10 protein-coding genes and 1 pseudogene are annotated in these 17,086 nt (G+C 61.4%); 6 read left to right on the plus strand and 5 right to left on the minus strand.

The window, feature by feature from the left end; all coding sequences use genetic code 11:
• A pseudogene (locus tag EBB59_RS09315) lies at positions 1 to 1,105 on the minus strand (hypothetical protein); the annotation flags it as partial.
• A gap of 1,083 nt (positions 1,106 to 2,188) precedes the next feature.
• On the opposite strand from EBB59_RS09315, the gene EBB59_RS09320 reads away from it, so the two are divergent.
• Together EBB59_RS09320 and EBB59_RS09325 are read left to right on the plus strand one after the other, a co-directional pair.
• Positions 2,189 to 3,880: an AMP-binding protein gene (locus EBB59_RS09320; protein WP_122101892.1), complete on the plus strand. Its 1,692-nt coding sequence runs from the start codon at positions 2,189 to 2,191 to the stop codon at positions 3,878 to 3,880.
• A gap of 213 nt (positions 3,881 to 4,093) precedes the next feature.
• Positions 4,094 to 4,978 (plus strand): crotonase/enoyl-CoA hydratase family protein, encoded by an 885-nt coding sequence (locus EBB59_RS09325; protein ID WP_122101893.1) that lies wholly within the window; start codon positions 4,094 to 4,096, stop codon positions 4,976 to 4,978.
• A 48-nt stretch (positions 4,979 to 5,026) separates the two neighbouring features.
• Here the strand turns inward: EBB59_RS09325 and EBB59_RS09330 are convergent, their stop codons facing one another.
• The 4 genes from EBB59_RS09330 to prfB form a co-directional block, all read right to left on the minus strand.
• On the minus strand, positions 5,027 to 7,177 hold the full coding sequence (locus tag EBB59_RS09330) for an ATP-binding protein (protein ID WP_122101894.1): 2,151 nt from the start codon (positions 7,175 to 7,177) through the stop codon (positions 5,027 to 5,029).
• Complete coding sequence (locus tag EBB59_RS09335) at positions 7,174 to 8,226, minus strand: response regulator (RefSeq protein WP_122101895.1); 1,053 nt, start codon at positions 8,224 to 8,226, stop codon at positions 7,174 to 7,176. Before EBB59_RS09335 ends, EBB59_RS09330 begins: the two co-directional genes overlap by 4 nt.
• Before the next feature lie 230 nt (positions 8,227 to 8,456).
• A complete protein-coding gene (gene lysS, locus EBB59_RS09340; RefSeq protein ID WP_122101961.1) occupies positions 8,457 to 9,968 on the minus strand; it encodes a lysine--tRNA ligase in 1,512 nt (503 codons plus the stop codon).
• A 101-nt stretch (positions 9,969 to 10,069) separates the two neighbouring features.
• Positions 10,070 to 11,198 (minus strand): peptide chain release factor 2 gene (prfB, locus tag EBB59_RS09345; protein WP_122101896.1). Its coding sequence is split into 2 segments (ribosomal slippage): positions 10,070 to 11,122 and positions 11,124 to 11,198, totalling 1,128 coding nucleotides; the frame shifts between segments, so codons are not numbered across the junction.
• Between the two features lie 269 nt (positions 11,199 to 11,467).
• Between prfB and EBB59_RS09350 the strand changes: the two genes are divergently transcribed.
• Genes EBB59_RS09350 through pgaD form a run of 4 tightly spaced genes read left to right on the plus strand, consistent with a single transcriptional unit; the run spans position 11,468 to position 17,075 of the window.
• A complete protein-coding gene (locus EBB59_RS09350) occupies positions 11,468 to 13,471 on the plus strand; it encodes a tetratricopeptide repeat protein (RefSeq protein ID WP_158601766.1) in 2,004 nt (667 codons plus the stop codon).
• On the plus strand, positions 13,468 to 15,333 hold the full coding sequence (gene pgaB, locus EBB59_RS09355; protein WP_122101898.1) for a poly-beta-1,6-N-acetyl-D-glucosamine N-deacetylase PgaB: 1,866 nt from the start codon (positions 13,468 to 13,470) through the stop codon (positions 15,331 to 15,333). Before EBB59_RS09350 ends, pgaB begins: the two co-directional genes overlap by 4 nt.
• Positions 15,334 to 15,342: 9 nt before the next feature.
• The gene (gene pgaC / locus EBB59_RS09360) at positions 15,343 to 16,584 is read left to right on the plus strand and encodes a poly-beta-1,6-N-acetyl-D-glucosamine synthase (protein WP_122101899.1); all 1,242 of its coding nucleotides are present in this window, start codon (positions 15,343 to 15,345) and stop codon (positions 16,582 to 16,584) included.
• Entirely contained in the window at positions 16,584 to 17,075 is a 492-nt protein-coding gene (gene pgaD, locus EBB59_RS09365) for a poly-beta-1,6-N-acetyl-D-glucosamine biosynthesis protein PgaD (protein WP_281273233.1), read from the plus strand. Before pgaC ends, pgaD begins: the two co-directional genes overlap by 1 nt.
• Positions 17,076 to 17,086: the final 11 nt, after the last annotated feature.

The raw sequence follows: 17,086 nt of genomic DNA on the forward strand, positions 1-17,086 counted from the left end.
CCACGGTGCCGTCGGGGTGGTAGGTCAGGCTTTGCTGGAGTTTGCCGTAGGCATACTGGCGGATGGGCAGCGCGGTGGCGGGGTCGTAGTCGGTGCGGGTGGTTTCGGTGCCGTTGGTGGTCTGGCGCTTGATTTGGCCGAGAACCCAGCGGGTGGGGTCATCGTGGTATTCAATGGTGTCGGTCTTGTCGTAGCCAAGCGAATTCCATTTCCGTACGGATATGGGTCTGGCAAATTGGTCATAAGCATTTACATGGCTATTGAAATTCACGCCGGGGCGAGAAATCGTTATTGATCGCAATGGACGATTGCGGCCGACGTATGCATCTCCACCATATATAGAGCCGTAACTGCTTGGAAATGGCTGGGTGGCCATCTCAGCGTCTGAGACATAGGTCAGCGTTTGTGTTTCCAGCACGTTGTTCGTGGCCGATAGGATCTGGGTCTTCAGTAACTTGCCTTCATTCAAGCCATATACAATCCCGTAAGTGTTTAGATGTTCGCTGCCATCTGGCTGCGTAATCGCCGTTATTTTGCTCGGCGTGCACGATGTGCATGGCGGAACAATCCCGCTCCACAGGTCATGATACTGGCCGCTATAGCTGTAGCCCCAGTGCTGTGACTGTGGTATTCCATATCCAGAGAGCGTCTTGCTCGTGAGACTCAGTATGTCGAAATAGTTCGGCACTGTAAGCGTGAACAACAGCACTCCATCACTAACTCCACCGTTCTGCAAGGTTTCCTCGACACAATTGACCCTGGGCACTCCACTCCGGTAATGCCGGATATGATCGAACTGAAATGTACCGACTACACCGGAAGGGTGCTTGATAACCAATCCATAACTCTTTTTCGCAAGAGGCGCTTGATTGCCGCACCCCCGGCCTAGTGACTCGGTCCAATATTCGTAGGCAACGCGCATGTCGGATTGATGGGATACCGTCCACGTCGATTGGTCGGGTAGCGTCACCAAGTCTAGACGTCCGCTGGTATCGTAGCGATAGGTCCATTGCTTGCCGTGTGCAGTGGCCGTTGACAAGCGTCCATCGGAATAAACCAAATCGATTTTCCTGCCGTCGCTCGCCTCTAAATGAATCCAACTCACGGGTGAGCCAAAGACGCTTCATGCCATCTGAAGGACGATGGGCTGTGATGGGATGCCCCAATAGCGATGTCGTGCCACGGCCAGGAATGTGAACGAAATAACCCGACCAAATTTCCTCAATCCTATTTGGCGGATTGGTATGGGGGTAGAAATTGGTCGAACACCGCGGCTCCGCACCCAGACTCGTAATATTCCAGCCGTATGCGGAGTCGAATACTCCGGAAATATATGGCACATCAATGTCCCAGTCCCCGACACCTGAATAGGGCTCCTGTGGGAGACCGGCAAACGCTATGGGGCGAACTTCAAGAGAGCGCGCCAGTTGCACGGGCAAGCCATTGTTGCCGGCCAGTTCGATATCGACCTGTTCAAACGATGTTTGTCCGTTGTACAAACTTACGGAATCACCGAACAAACGTGATGTCAGCGGATTGGCCTGCTCAGTCGCACGGATGCGCCGATCATATTCTTGATAAGGTTGAAGGGCATATTGCGCCTGCAATCCATCTATGCCGACCAGCAAAACCAATGCCAAGAGAATTTGCCACCACAGCCACTTTCGAAACTCGCACATACTTTCCCCTCCCCTAAAAATCCACCGTCAATACAAGGTGTCGAACTCAAAAAACTTCAAGTTTTGTGGCATCTTGCGCCAAAATCTGGCGAGAGACGATCAGTGAAAATAATAAAAGCCAACGCATATTATTCCCCTTGCGATCGCATGCAAATGCAATCAAATCCCCTGAGTGCGCAAAACTTCCACAGCGGATTGCGAAAGTGCACTCAACATATCTGCTCTTCGAGGGGGATCTCATACATTGGATTCGATCGCATGTCAACAGTCTTTGTTGGAAGCATGTCAGGATACCGATCTACACAAGTACTGCCCCTGGACATGTATGTTCGTTCGCTGTGAACTTTTGTGATCTGCCCCTCGGTGAGTCGCGCTGCCGTCCGCATGTAATGCTGCATCGCACAAGCCATCGGCCTTGCTCCTGCCCGTGCAGGCATGCTCAAATCGTCGGCGAATACCGCCTCGTACGCGGCAACCATGACCGTAACCACCTTATGAAGGGGAATCGAATGACGTATGCAGAACGTCCTTGGCGGGCGAACTATCCAAAGGGCGTTCCCCATGAGATCGACCCGGACTCGTACGCTTCGATCAACGCGGTGGTGGGGCATGCCATCGGGCGCTTCCGCGACAAGCCGGCGTTCCACAGCATGGGCAAGGAGATCAGCTATGACGAGTTCGACAAGCTGAGCGCCCGGTTCGCCTCGTTCCTGCTCGACGATCTCAAGCTCGCCAAGGGCGATCGTGTCGCCATCATGATGCCGAACTGCTTGCAGCAGCCGATCGCTACTTTCGGCGTACTGCGCGCGGGGTTGACGGTGGTCAACGTCAACCCGCTCTACACCGCGCGTGAGCTGCATCACCAGCTGGTGGATTCCGGTACCACCACGATCATCGTCATCGACAACTTCGGCCATACGCTGGCCGAAATCGTCAAGGACACGCCGGTCAAGCATGTGATCACCACCGGCCTTGGCGACATGCTGGGCGGGCTCAAGGGCGCGCTGGTCAACTTCGTGGTCAAGTACGTCAAGAAGATGGTGCCGGCCTACCGCATCGATGGTGCCATCCGCTTCCGCGATGCGCTCGCGCGGGGCCAAGACAAAGCGCTGCCCAAGGCCGAGGTCAGCAGCCAGGACTTGGCCTTCCTGCAATACACCGGCGGCACCACGGGCATCGCCAAGGGGGCGATGCTGACGCATCGCAACCTGGTCGCCAACATGTTGCAGGCGCGGGCATGGATCGCCGACAACGCGAAGGATGGCGAGGAAACCATCATCACCGCGTTGCCGCTCTACCACATATTCGCGCTGACCGCGAACGGCCTCACCTTCATGGAGCTGGGCGCGAAGAACGTGCTCATCACCAATCCGCGCGACATGCCGGGCTTCGTCAAGGAGCTGGGCAAGCACCGCTTCACCGCCATGACCGGTGTCAACACGCTGTTCAACGGGCTGCTCAATTCGCCGGGCTTCGCCGATCTGGATTTCTCCCATCTCAAGCTCACCCTCGGCGGGGGCATGGCCGTGCAGCGCACGGTGGCCGAGCGCTGGAAGAAGACCACCGGCTGCACGCTGGCCGAGGCTTATGGCCTGACCGAGACTTCGCCTGCGGTCTGCATCAACCCGCTCGACCTGGCCGAGTACAACGGTTCGATCGGCCTACCCGTTCCATCGACCGATGTTTGTATCAAGGACGAGGAAGGCAACACCTTGCCGATGGATGGCGTGGCGGTTGGCGAGCTGTGCGTGAAAGGGCCGCAGGTAATGAAGGGTTACTGGCAGCGCCCGGACGAGACCGAGAAGGTGATGGATGCCGAAGGCTGGCTGCACACCGGCGACATGGCGCGGATCGAGCCGACCGGCTATGTCTACATCGTCGACCGCAAGAAGGACATGATCCTGGTCTCGGGTTTCAATGTGTATCCGAATGAGGTCGAGGACGTGCTGGCGGCGATGCCCGGCATCGCCGAGGTGGCGGCGGTCGGGGTGCCGGACGAGCGCTCCGGCGAGACGGTCAAGGTGGTGATCGTGAAGAAGGACCCCGCCCTGACCGCGGAACAGGTCAAGGCTTACGCGAAGGAGAACCTGACTGGTTACAAGCGGCCGCATATCGTCGAGTTCCGCGAAGAATTGCCCAAGACCAACGTCGGCAAGATCCTGCGCCGAGAGTTGCGCGACGAGGCGCGCAAGCGCGATTGAAATCATCCATCGACTGCGAAATACGAAGGCCGGGGCAACCCGGCTTTTTCGTGCGCGTCAGGCGCGATTGGCGCATTCCGTGGGCAGGCGACATTCCAAAATCATCGTTTCCCGGACCTGATAAATGTGAGGGGTAGGATCGGTGTGTGGGTCGATACGCCGGCGTCTGTCCCCACCTCAGTCATTCACGCCATCTCACAGAGGAACCTCGAAATGACCACTCCAAACAACTTGGAAGCACTCGTCCGTACCCGTAACTACAAGACTATCCGCATCGAATCCGATGCCGCCGATCGTGCGTATTGGCTGTACATGCATGCCGACGTGGCGCCAGGCGTTCGCCCCTGTTTCCGCCGCGAACTGATGGAAGACATGCATGCGTTCCTGGACTCAATCACCCTGCCCGCTCACCAACGCAGCCTTCGCCAGTTACGTCACGTCGTGCTTGCATCCGAAGCGTCCGCTTTCAACCTTGGCGGCGATCTGGAACTCTTCGCCGAGTTGATCCGCAATGGCAGCCGTGAGTCGCTGCTTACGTATGCGCGCGACTGCATCGACGGTGTACACGCATTCAACAGCGGCCTGGGTGGGGACGTGCGCACCATCGCGCTCGTGCAGGGCGACGCCCTTGGCGGCGGCCTGGAAATGGCATTGTCATGCCAGACGATCGTGGCCGAGGAAGGCGTCGGCATGGGCCTGCCCGAAGTGCTGTTCGGCCTGTTTCCGGGCATGGGGGCTTATTCCTTCCTGTGCAAGCGGGTCAGCGCACAGTTGGCTGAAAAGATCATCCTCGAAGGCCGCATCTACAGCAGCGAGGAAATGAAGGACATGGGGATCGTCGATGTATTGACCCCCAAGGGCGAGGGCGCGGCCACCGTGCGGGCGATCATCCGCCAGCAGCAGCGTACGCCTCAAGCGTATCTGGCGCTTAATGCCGTTCGCCAGATCGGTCAGCCGGTCGGTTACGACGAGCTGATGCGCATTGCCGAGGTATGGGTCGATAGCGCGCTGGCGTTGGACATCCGTTCGCTGAAGACGATGGATCGCATCGTCAACGCGCAGCACCGACGGACACGGGTCAAGGCCGCCGCCGCTTGATGGCCAGGCGAGACGGATTGCCGCCATCAGGGTGTGCCCGTCTCGTCTTTATCGATGGGCATCACGCGCCCGCAATCGGGCTTCCAACTCAACACGGCCGGTTTCGAGCAGCGCCTCGACCTGGGCCAGCAAGCTCTGCCATTCGCGGGACAGTGCCAGATCATTGCGCTTTGTCATGCTCGTGCAGATGGCGGCGCAGCCCGCCAGCCCCATGCTGCTGGAAACGCCCTTCAATGCATGGGCATGGTCTCGCAGTAGGTCCCAGCCCTGGGCATGGGCGGACCGGGCAATCGCATCCACGCACATGCTTGCATCCAGGAAACACTGGTTGATGAAGTTGTGCTCGAACTCATGCCCCAGCCCCAACCGGAACAACTCGTCCAGCACCGTCCCATCCACCGATGAAACGCCCGCAACGGGCGGCGATGACGACTTTGCCGGCACTGGGGAGCCGTGCTCCTCCTGCCCGCCCACTTCGGCCAACAACTCCAGCAGACGCTCCACCACGACGGGCTTGGGCAGAAAAGCGAAAGCGCCGGCATCGTGGCATTGATTGATCGCCTCGGGGGTCACGTCGGCACTGAAGACGATGACTGGCGTGCGCAGCGGAGAACCGGCCTCCATCACGCGCAGTTGCTTCAGAAGATCCAGCCCGCTGAAGTCGGGCATGTGCAGGTCGGTGAAAACGAGATCGTAGTGCTCCGCGGCCAGCCGTTCGAGCAGCGCCTCGCCGCCTTTGACCGAGGACACTTCGTGCCCGGCTTTTTGCAGCAGTCGCTCCAGCACCATCCGGTTGGCCGCGTGGTCATCCGCGATCAGCACGCGCTGCGGAGGGACTCGCAAGCGATGGCGCAGAAAAGGATCATTGAAGGCCACCACCTTGTCGTCGCTGAGCGATTCGGGTTCGTGTCCTTGCGACATGTCGGACGAGCGGGATGCCCGCATCCGTGCCTCGCATGTCTTTTCGAACGGCAATTCCACCCAGAAGCGGCTGCCCCGCCCCAGCGCGCTCTCGAAACCGATCCTGCCTCCCAGCGCTTCGGCCAGCCCTTTGGCTATGGTGGTGCCAAGCCCGGTGCCGCCATGGCGCCGGGCAATACCGACGTCGGCTTGCTCGAACGCCTCGAAAAGATTGGCGTGCGCGGATGCCGGCACACCGGCGCCGGTATCGCTCACCGTCATCAGAAGCCATATCCGCTCGGCTTCCTGCCGGCTTGTTTCGACCGAGATAGTCACGCTTCCCTTCTCGGTGAACTTGACCGCATTGCCGATGAGGTTCAGCAATATCTGATGCAGATGGTCTGGATCGCCATATATCCATTCGGGCACGTCGGTGGAAATTTCGGTGCGATAGTCGAGCCGATGCTCGTGTGCCGCCGGTTGCACGATCAGTTCGATTTGCTTGAGCAGGTTGGCGAGATTGAAATCCTGCTTGCTGGATTTGAACTTTCCCGCTTCGATCGCGGATATGTCCAATACGTCATCGACCAGGGCCAACAGGCTGCGGCTGGCAGCCTGGATGGTGGATACGCATTCGCGCTGTTCGGTACTGAGGTCGGTACTGGCCAGGAGATGCGACATGCCGGTGATGCCGTTCAAGGGTGTCCGGAACTCATGGCTCATGTTGGCGAGGAAGCGGGTCTTCGCCTCGTTCGCCCGCCGGGCTTCCTCGGTGGCCCGACGCAGCGAATGGAGCAGCTTGGACAGGTAAAGCGGCACCGCGATCAAACCGGCCAGCAGGCCGATGCCGAGCACCACGTTCTGCCGCCAATAGGGCGTGGAGAGGATGGCCGTGCCGAAGCTGATGCTTGCCATAACGATGGCGAGGTTGAGATAACCATTGCCGAACCGCAGGCCGTTGCCGATCGTTACCCACAGCAGCAGCACGTATACCCAGGAGATCGACTCCCCTCCGTAGATCATCCCGGCGCACATCAGGCCGTAATCGATCACCATGCCAAGCACGCGGCGTGGATGCGAAATGTCGGGGACATGCAGTATTCCGAGAAAAATCATGCCGCCAAGAACGAGGCCGGTTCCGACCAGTTCGATCAGCTTGACGGCCCAGGGGTCTTCAAGCCCGATGTTCAGAACGTAGAAACCGACCAGCGAGAGCAGAACCAGCCGTATCAATGCCTGCTGATGCTCGGTATCCGGTCGTCTCGACAGCCGGGTACGCACCCAGGCCGGCAGGTTCATGCCGGTCCTCCTCCCAGCGAGGGATAACGGACGCAGATTTCCAGCAGGCGGGGCAGCTCGCGCATCAGCGCGTCCACGCATTCGGGGCAAAACAACCGTCCACTTTCCTTTTGCAGGTAGGTCAGGGTTTCGTCGATGCTCCAGGCGGGCTTGTAAGGGCGCGGCGAGATGAGGGCATCGAAAACGTCGGCCACGGCCACGATGCGCGCTTCCAGCGGGATGTCCTTGCCGCGCAGCCCTTGTGGGTAGCCGCTGCCATCCCAGCGTTCGTGATGGTGCAGCGCCACCGAGGCGCCGGCGCGGATGAAGGGGTTGTGGCTGTCGGCAAGCAGGTCGGCTCCTTTTTGCGGGTGTTCCCGCATCACCGCGATTTCCTCCCCGCTCAGCTTTCCGGGCTTGAGCAGGATGGCGTCGGGAATGGCGATCTTGCCGATATCGTGCAGCGGCGCGGCGGATTCGATCAGGCGTGCCTGGTCGTCCGGCAGGCCGATCGAGTCGGCGATCAGCCCGGCCACTCTCGACATCCGCTCCAGGTAGGCGCTGGTGCCGACATCGCGCAGTTCGATCGCCCGTGCCAGGCGCGAGAGCGTTTCCCGCTCGCGTTCCTCCAGCTCGTGCATGTTGGAAAGTAGGCGCTGCTCCAGCGACAAGGCGCGTTGCTTGATCGATTCCGACTGCTCGCGCAGATACAACAGGTTGCGGCAACGGGCCCGGAGTTCACGCGGGCGGATCGGTTTGACGAGGATGTCGATGACGCCCGCATCGAGCGCCGCTTGGCGCAGCGGTCCGTCGCCGATGGCCGTCACCAGGACGATGGGGACATCAAGGTGCGAGGGGGAGTGGCGGAAACGGCGGGAGAATTCCAAGCCGTCCATCCCCGGCATCCGATAGTCGAGCAGAAGCAGGTCAGGGTGATGGCCGTCACACCATTGCAGTGCCTGCTCGGGGTCGCCAATGTCGTACACCCTCAGCCCGGGGCTGATGCCCTCCATTATTCCGCGCAGCATAGCTCGCGCCGAACTCTGGTCGTCCACGATCAACACATTCATATCAGCGGCTCCTCGCGCCACGCCCGAAGATCGGAAGCGAGACGCATCCAGGCGCCAAGCAATCTGCGCCGGCTACACTATCAGCCTCACTTCTGCGATTCCATGCTGGAACGCAAGATACCGATTCAGCATTCGAAAAGTCCGATCTTCGTCCCGTTTTTTTCAGTACTCAGGGTACCTGGTGCTACCTGTGACGATGAGTGGTCGAGGCTTGTCCAGTCCCCCCGGGGTTATTCGCCGGCCAGCGGCCGCATATAGGGAAAGAGCAATACGTCACGAATCGATGCGCGATCGGTCAGCAGCATCACCAGCCGGTCGATGCCGATGCCGAGACCACCGGTCGGCGGCAGGCCGACTTCCAGCGCGCGAATGTAATCGGCATCGAAATGCATGGCTTCGTCGTCGCCCGACTCCTTGGCCTCGACCTGGGACTGGAAACGGGCCGCCTGGTCCTCGGGGTCGTTCAGTTCGGAGAAGCCGTTGGCGATCTCCTTGCCGCCGATGAATAGTTCGAAGCGGTCGGTGATGCCCGGTTCGCTGTCGGATTCGCGCGCCAGGGGCGAGACCTCGACGGGATAGTGGGTGATGAAAGTCGGCTGGATCAAGCCACTTTCCACGGTTTTCTCGAAAATTTCCAGCAGCAGCTTGCCCCAGCCGTACGCGGGCTTGACCGGGACGCCGAGACGCGCGCAATGCGCGGCCAATGCATCGCGGTCGCGGCAGTCGGCCACGCTGATGCCGGGATTGAGTTCGCGTACCGCTTCTTCCAGCTTCCAGCGCCGGAACGGCTGGCCGAGGTCGATCTCGCGGCCTTCCCAGGTGAGCCGGGTCTTGCCGACGGCGTTTTCGGCCACGTGGCGGATCAGCGCTTCGGTCAGATCCATCACCTCGGTGTAGGAGACATGGGCCTCGTACAGTTCGAGCATGGTGAATTCGGGGTTGTGCCGGGTGGATACGCCTTCGTTACGGAAATTGCGATTGATCTCGTAGACGCGCTCGAAGCCGCCGACCACCAGGCGCTTCAGGTACAACTCCGGGGCGACGCGCAGGAACAGGTCGAGATCGAGCGCGTTGTGATGGGTGACGAAGGGACGTGCGGTGGCGCCGCCGGCGATGTAGTGCATCATCGGCGTTTCCACTTCCAGGAAGCGGCGCGTATCCAGCCAGTGACGCATCGAGGCGATGATCCGCGAACGCGTGACGAACACGTCGCGCGTTTCCGGGCTGACGATCAGATCGACGTAGCGCTGGCGGTAACGTTGTTCGACGTCGGACAGGCCATGCCACTTGTCGGGCAATGGCCGCAGCGATTTGGTAAGCAGCCGCAGCGTTTCCACCTTGACCGACAACTCGCCGGTCTTCGTGCGCATCAGCGTGCCCTCGGCGGCGAGGATGTCGCCCACGTCCCAATGCTTGAAAGCATCGTAGGCTTCGCCCAACGCGGCCGATTGCAGGAAGAGCTGGATGTCGCCGGTCACGTCGCGCAGCTTGGCGAATGCCGCCTTGCCCATGATGCGCTTGGCCATCAAGCGGCCGGCGATGGCGACGCGGCGACCGGTCGCTTCCAGCGCCTCGCCGGTCCATCGTTCCGCATCGAGGTAGTCGGCCTGCAAGTCGTTGGCATGGTCGGTGCGGCGGAAGTCGTTGGGGAAGGCGATCCCCTGCCCGCGCAGCGCCTTGAGCTTGCCCCGGCGCTCGGCGATCAGGCTGTTTTCGTCTTGGGCGGGCGCTTGCTCGTTCATCGTGTCTTCTTGTTGCCTTGCCAGTTGCCGGGCGGGGCCGGCATCGGATTCGTCATCTGTCGTGGAGTGGGCGGGACCGGCGTCGCCGCCGGGCGCGCGCTTCAAGCCATGTCGGCGCGTTTCGCGCCGGCATCCAGGCCGGATTTGAGGCTGGCCTCGACGAATTCGTCGAGATCGCCATCCAGCACTTTCTGCGTATCACTGCGTTCGACGCCGGTGCGCAGATCCTTGATCCGGCTCTGGTCGAGCACGTAGTTGCGGATCTGGTTGCCCCAGCCGATGTCGGACTTGCCGGCTTCGACCGCGTCGCGCTCGGCATTGCGCTTCTGCAATTCCAGTTCGTAGAGTTTGGCGGCCAGCATCTTCATCGCGGTGTCGCGGTTCTGGTGCTGGCTGCGGCCGTTCTGGCAGGCCACCACGATGCCGGTTGGCATGTGGGTGATGCGCACGGCCGATTCGGTCTTGTTGACGTGCTGGCCTCCCGCGCCCGAGGAGCGATAGACATCGGTTCTGAGATCGGCGGGGTTGATCTCGATATCGATGTTGTCGTCGACTTCCGGCGAGACGAACACGCTGGTGAAGCTGGTGTGGCGACGGTTGTCGGAATCGAACGGCGACTTGCGCACCAGCCGGTGCACCCCGGTTTCGGTCTTCAGCCAGCCATAGGCGTATTCGCCTTCGACACGGAAAGTGGCCGATTTGATTCCGGCCACGTCGCCGCCGGAAGCCTCCATCAGTTCCACTTTCCAGCCGCGGCCTTCGGCCCAACGCAAGTACATCCGCAGCAGCATCTCGGCCCAGTCCTGTGCCTCGGTGCCGCCCGCGCCGGCCTGGATGTCGACGAAGGCGTTGCTGCCATCCATTCTGCCGGAGAACATACGTTGGAACTCGAGTTTCTCCACGTCCCGCTCGTAGCGGTCGACATCCGCCACCACGGCCAGCGCGGTGTCTTCGTCGCTTTCCATCTCGGCCAGCTCCAGCAGCTCGCTGGCGCCGTTCAGGCCATCGGTCAGATCGCGGATGCCGTTGACGTTCTTGTCCAGCGATGCGCGTTCGCGCCCCAGCGCCTGGGCCCGTTCGGAATCGTTCCAGATATCGGGGTTTTCCAATTCGCGTTCGACTTCCTCCAGACGCTCCTTCCTGGCGTCGTAGTCAAAGAAACCCCCGGAGCGCATCGAGGCGACCGATCAGGTCGGCGATGCGTGCTCGAACGGGATTGAGCTCGATCATGGCGGGAAACGTCCAGCTTCAAATAGCCGCGTAGTCTAACAGTTGACTGGACGCTCGTCCCGTCCGTTGCATTGACCGGCCGGGAGAATTCGGTATCTTGCTGTGATATAAGGCGCGTATTTTTTGTGCTATTCATCACATTGCGACCACATTTGCTGGGTAAAGTCCGCCCCGGAAAGATCGCCATCGCACAGTGAAACAGGCATGGCCCCACCCATCGTTGTTGGCTTGATAACGACATGCTTACTTCAAATAGCAGGATTCTATCGATGGCATTGTTGGTGGCACTGGCCACCACATCGCTCCCGGCACGGACGCAGGGCGACCCGGTGCTGGACGCCATCGCCCGGAAGCGCGATGCGCGGCAATGGCTGGAAGCCTTGCAATTGATCGACGAAGCGCGCGCCCGCGCCCCGGCGGACCAGACCCTCTACCGCTTGCAGGCATTGACCTTGGCGGACAACGGCAATCTTTATCAGGCGTGGCGGTTGTATATCCGGCATCCCGAGTGGTTCAAGCCGGTGGAGCGCGAACGCCTCGAATCCGGCAAGCATGCTCGCGAAATCGTCTGGAGCCAGGTGCCGGGTAAGGATGAAGCCAGCGACCTCGACGAAGCCCGCGCGGCGAAACGCGAGGTCGACGGCTATCTCGCCCGGGAGGACATTTCGCCGGAAACCCGTCTGCGGATGCGGATGGATCGCCTGCTGTTGCTTGACCGGCTGCGAGATTACCCGGCCCTGGCGCGGGAATACGAGTCGCTGGTGGCGGAGGGGCACGCACTACCCGGCTATGTCATGGCCGCGGTCGGCAACGCCTATCTGGCGTTGAAGCAGCCCGAACGTGCCGAGGCGATGTACCGCCAAGCGCTGGCGCATGACCCCGGCAACCACGAATTGGTCATCCAGCATGCCTATTCCCTGGTCGAGGGAGACCGTCTGGCGCAGGCGCTCGACCGTTTGTGGCGCCTGCGCGAGGCGCAGCCCGCGTGGCTCAATCAGCCGGGTTCCCGCATCTACAGCGAAAATTGGAAGCGCTACGCGGCCGAGGATGCGTATTACATGGTGCGCTCCTACGGCGAGGAACTTCGCATGGCCGGCGAAGCCTATGCCGGCATGGCAGGCATAGGCGCCACCAACAGCGGCGTGCAGGAGGCCCTCGGGTCGGTCTATCTCAGGCGGGGCTGGGACAGCCAGGCGCTGGAGCGTTTCCGTATGGCCGAAACGCTGGACGAACGGGATTTCCAGGCACGCATCGGCCAAGTCGATGCGCTGATGAACCTGCAACGCCATGACCTGGCCCGCCCCATCCACGATACCTTGCGTGAACAACGCGGCGGCAATACCCATGTCGAGATGCTTGCCCAGCGCTACCGCGCCAATCGCGGCTGGGAGGTCGAAACCCATTACGGTAACGGCCGTAACCGGCCGGATCGTGGTGATGCGGTTTCGCCGGTCGGCAACCGCGATGGGCAGGTGGGCATTTCGATCGCCTCGCCCCTGCTCGATGACCGTTGGCGTCTCGTCGCCGGCAGCACGCATCGTTGGGCGGATTACCCGGATGGCCGGAGCGCCGACCGGCGCGTGTATTTCGGCGTCCGTTACGCCTTCGACCGGCTTTGGACGCAACTTGCGCTCGGCCATGCGAATGATGGCATCGGGGGCGTCGGTATCGTCTGGGACGGCAGCTGGCGCTTCAGCGATACCTTCGATGGCCGGCTGCGCCTGGCCCGCAACGATGACCAACTCGGCCTGCAAGCCCGCAAAGCGGGTATCCATGCCGATTCGGCGCGACTGGGCTTCGACTGGGCGCCCAGCGACCTTGGCCAATTGTCCGCTTCGTTGCAGCGTTGGCGATATTCCGATGGCAATCGCCGGGATGCCTTGCAAATCAATGGCATACGCAGGCTTTTGACACGCCCGCATTGGCGCATCGATGGCAAGGTCGGTTATTACGCCAGCCGTGGCGAGCCGATGGATACCGCTTATTTCAACCCCGAGCGCGACCACATGGCGAGCGTCGGGCTGCGCATCAATCACTTGGTCTGGCGGCGCTACGAACGCAGCTTCCGTCACACCCTCGATATCGATGCCGGGCCTTACCGGCAGCAAGGTTTTTCTTCTTACTGGGTGCTTTCGGTCTCGTATCGCCACGAATGGAAACCGGCCGGTGGCTGGACGCTGGGTTACGGATTCGGCTGGTCGCGGCCGGTCTACGACGGGCGGCGGGAAACGCGCCGCAGCTTCGACCTCTACCTACGTTGGGGATCACAATGAAACGCTGGATGATCGTCATTTTCCTGCCCTGCCTGCTGTTGCTCGCCGGGCACGCGATTGCCCGTGACTCGCCGCCCGCTGGCAACGAGCCTTTGCTGGTGCTGAGTTACCACGACATCCGCGACGAAGTGCCGCCCGGCGATGGCGATGCCTACGCCACCAGCACGCAGAATTTCGCCGCCCATCTCGATTGGCTCGCCGGGCATGGTTACACCGCGGTCAGCCTCTCCGAGGTGGTGGCGCACGTCCGTGACGGCACGCCCTTACCCACCAAGCCGGTGCTGCTCAGTTTCGACGACGGCCTGCGCAGCCTCTACACACGGGCTTGGCCCCTGCTGCGCGCCTACAACTTTCCGGCGATGGCCGCGGTGGTGACGCGCTGGCTGGACATGCCCGCCGGACAAATGGTGGACTATGGCCCGCGTCCGTTCGGCAAGGAGGATTTCGTCACCTGGGAGCAGGTACGGGAAATGCAGTCGAGCGGGTTGATGGAAATCGCCTCGCACAGCCATGACCTGCATCACGGCGTTCAAGCGAATCCGCAAGGCAATCAGACACCGGCGGCCATCACCCGCATCTACAACCCCAAAACCCATCGTTACGAAACCGAAGCCGAGTTCCGTGCGCGCTTGCTCGATGACCTGTCGACTAGCGCCAGACGCATCCGTGAGGAAACCGGCCAATCGCCGCGCGCACTGGTATGGCCGTATGCCGCCTACAACCGCATCGGTAATGACATCGCCGGGGCGGCGGGGATGCCGGTCACGTTCGACTTGCAGGAAAGCAATCCCGCCAAGCTCACCGAATTGCACGGGCTGGGCCGTGTGCTGGTGGTCGGCAACCCGACCATGCCGGCCCTGGCCAACGAACTCCGGCGCGATCAGGCGCTCGACACGATCCGGGCGATGCAGGTGGATCTCGACAACGTCTACGACCGTGATCCCGTACAGCAGGCGCGAAACCTGGATGCGTTGATCGAACGAGTCAGCCGGATCAGGCCCTCTCACGTATTTCTGCAAGCGTTCGCCGACCCGGATGGTAATGGCGCCGCCGATGCCGTTTATTTCCCTAACCGCCACCTGCCGATGCGCGCCGATCTCTTCAGCCGCGTGGCCTGGCAGTTGAAGACGCGTGCCGGGGTCAAGGTCTACGCGTGGTTGCCGGTCATAGCCTATCAGCTTCCCGACCGCGACTGGCAGGCGCGGCACCAGATCGCCGCCGGCGCCGAGGAAATCCCCCGTCTCGACTTCACCCGCCCGGAAGTGGCGAGGACGATCCGCGACATTTACGAGGATCTGGCAGTCGCGAGCTATTTCGAAGGCGTGCTGTTCCACGACGATGCCTATCTGCGCGACGGCGAACTGCCGCAACTGCGCGATGGCGAACGTACCGATGCCCTGATCGACCTCACCCTGCAATTGCGTAACGCGGCCGAACGCTGGCGGCCCAAGTTGAAGACGGTGCGCAACCTCTACGCCCGCACGGTACTGCACCCGGAGAGCGAAGCATGGTTCGCGCAGCGGCTCGATCGCTTCATGCAAGCCTATGACTACACCGCGCTGATGGCGATGCCCTACATGGAAGGCAGCCGTCACCCCGAACGCTGGCTGCTCGACCTGGTGGCCGCGGTCAAGCGCGAAGATCCACGGCTGACGCACACCATTTTCGAGCTGCAAACCCACGACTGGCGCACCCGGCAACCGATTCCCGGCAACACGCTGCGCGCGCACGCACGGATGCTGGTGGCGGCCGGCGTTCGCAACCTGGCTTGGTATCCGGACGACTTCATCGCCAACCAGCCACGCCTGGAGGACGCGAGGGCCGCCTTTTCCGCCCGCGCCTTCCCGTACAAGGGGCCATGAGGCGCGACGATGCTTATCAAGGCCCTGTTCAACTTCTCCTTCATCTATCCAATCCTGATGTCGTTCGTCTGGATGGTTGGCGGCCTCTATTACTACCTGCGGCGCGAGCGGAAATCGCCTGAATGGAACCACCCTCCCCGGCTGGAATCCGCACCGTTCGCCAGCATCCTGATTCCCTGCTTCAACGAAGTGGATTGCGCGGAGGAAACCATCCACGCGGCGCTGGCCCAGCACTATCCGGATTTCGAGGTCATCGCCATCAACGATGGCAGCAGCGACGGCACCGCCGATGTCCTCAACGCACTGGCCGGCAGACATCCACGCCTGCGGGTGATTCACCTCGACACCAATCTCGGCAAAGCCAATGCGTTGCGAATGGGGACGCTGGCCGCCCGTTCCGAATACCTGGTCTGCATCGATGGCGATGCCTTGCTGGACGAATACGCCACACACTGGCTGGTCTCGCATCTGGCTTCCGGCTCGCGGGTGGGAGCCGTCACCGGCAACCCGCGCATTCGCAACCGCTCCACCTTGCTTGGCCGCCTGCAAGTCGGCGAATTCTCCTCGATCATCGGGATGATCAAACGGGCGCAGCGGGTCTACGGCCGGATATTTACCGTGTCCGGGGCGATCTCCGCTTTTCGGCGCACCGCACTGCACCGGGTCGGTTACTGGTCGGAGGACATGGTGACCGAGGACATCGACATCAGTTGGCGCCTGCAACTCGACCACTGGGATATTCGCTACGAGCCCAACGCGCTTTGCTACATCCTGATGCCGGAGAGCCTGCGCGGCCTGTGGAGACAGCGCCTGCGCTGGGCCCGGGGTGGCATGGAAGTGATTCTCCGCCACGGCAGGCGCATGAGCACATGGCGGCACCGGCGGATGTGGGGGGTGATCGGCGAATATTTCCTGAGCGTGCTCTGGGCCTGCACGATGATCTTCATCATCGCGCTATGGGCGCTGGGACAACTCGTCGAACTGCCCGACGCCTTGCGGGTACGTACGATCCTGCCCGCATGGCATGGCGTGATCCTGGCCCTGGTCTGCCTGCTGCAATTCGCCATCAGCCTGCTCGTCGATCGTCGCTACGAGGCCAAAGTGGGACGTAATTACTACTGGATGATCTGGTACCCGATGGCGTACTGGATTCTCAACATGCTCACCACCGTGGTGGCGGTGCCGATGACCCTGCTGAAACATCGGAATCTGCGCGCCACCTGGGTTTCACCCGACAGAGGGATTCGATGATGAACGATGCGCGCCCCGCTCCGCCAATCATTTGCTGTTCGCAGTTAGTGCCTTTGATCAATCGCAGATTATGGGCGGCAGTCACCGCCACTTTCTGGATTGCCTACCTCCATCTCTGGCTGCCCCTCCTCACCCTGCTGTTGTGGCTGTTGGGCCTCCGCAAGAGTTATGGCGAACTCTACCTGCGCGAACACAGTATCGAGCCGTTCGTGCTGACCACCTTGCCGATCCTGGCCTTGCTGGCGATGGCCAGCCTGCTGGGCTGGGCCGAATACAACCGCCTGCGTTTTTCCGGCCAAGACCGCCGCACCAGCATGGATGACGTCCCCCTCGCACGGGTCGCCGACCAACTGGGCGCATCGCCCGAACTCGCCCGTCAATTGCAGCGTGGCAAGGCAATCGTCTTGCGAATGGACAGCAAGGCAATGCCGGTGGCGGCCTGCGATGTCCAACTACCCGCCTACACGGAGGGCCGGCCAGGATTCGCGTAGAAGACCGTCAG

The organism is Solilutibacter pythonis (assembly GCF_003697345.1).
GTDB lineage: Bacteria > Pseudomonadota > Gammaproteobacteria > Xanthomonadales > Xanthomonadaceae > Solilutibacter > Solilutibacter pythonis.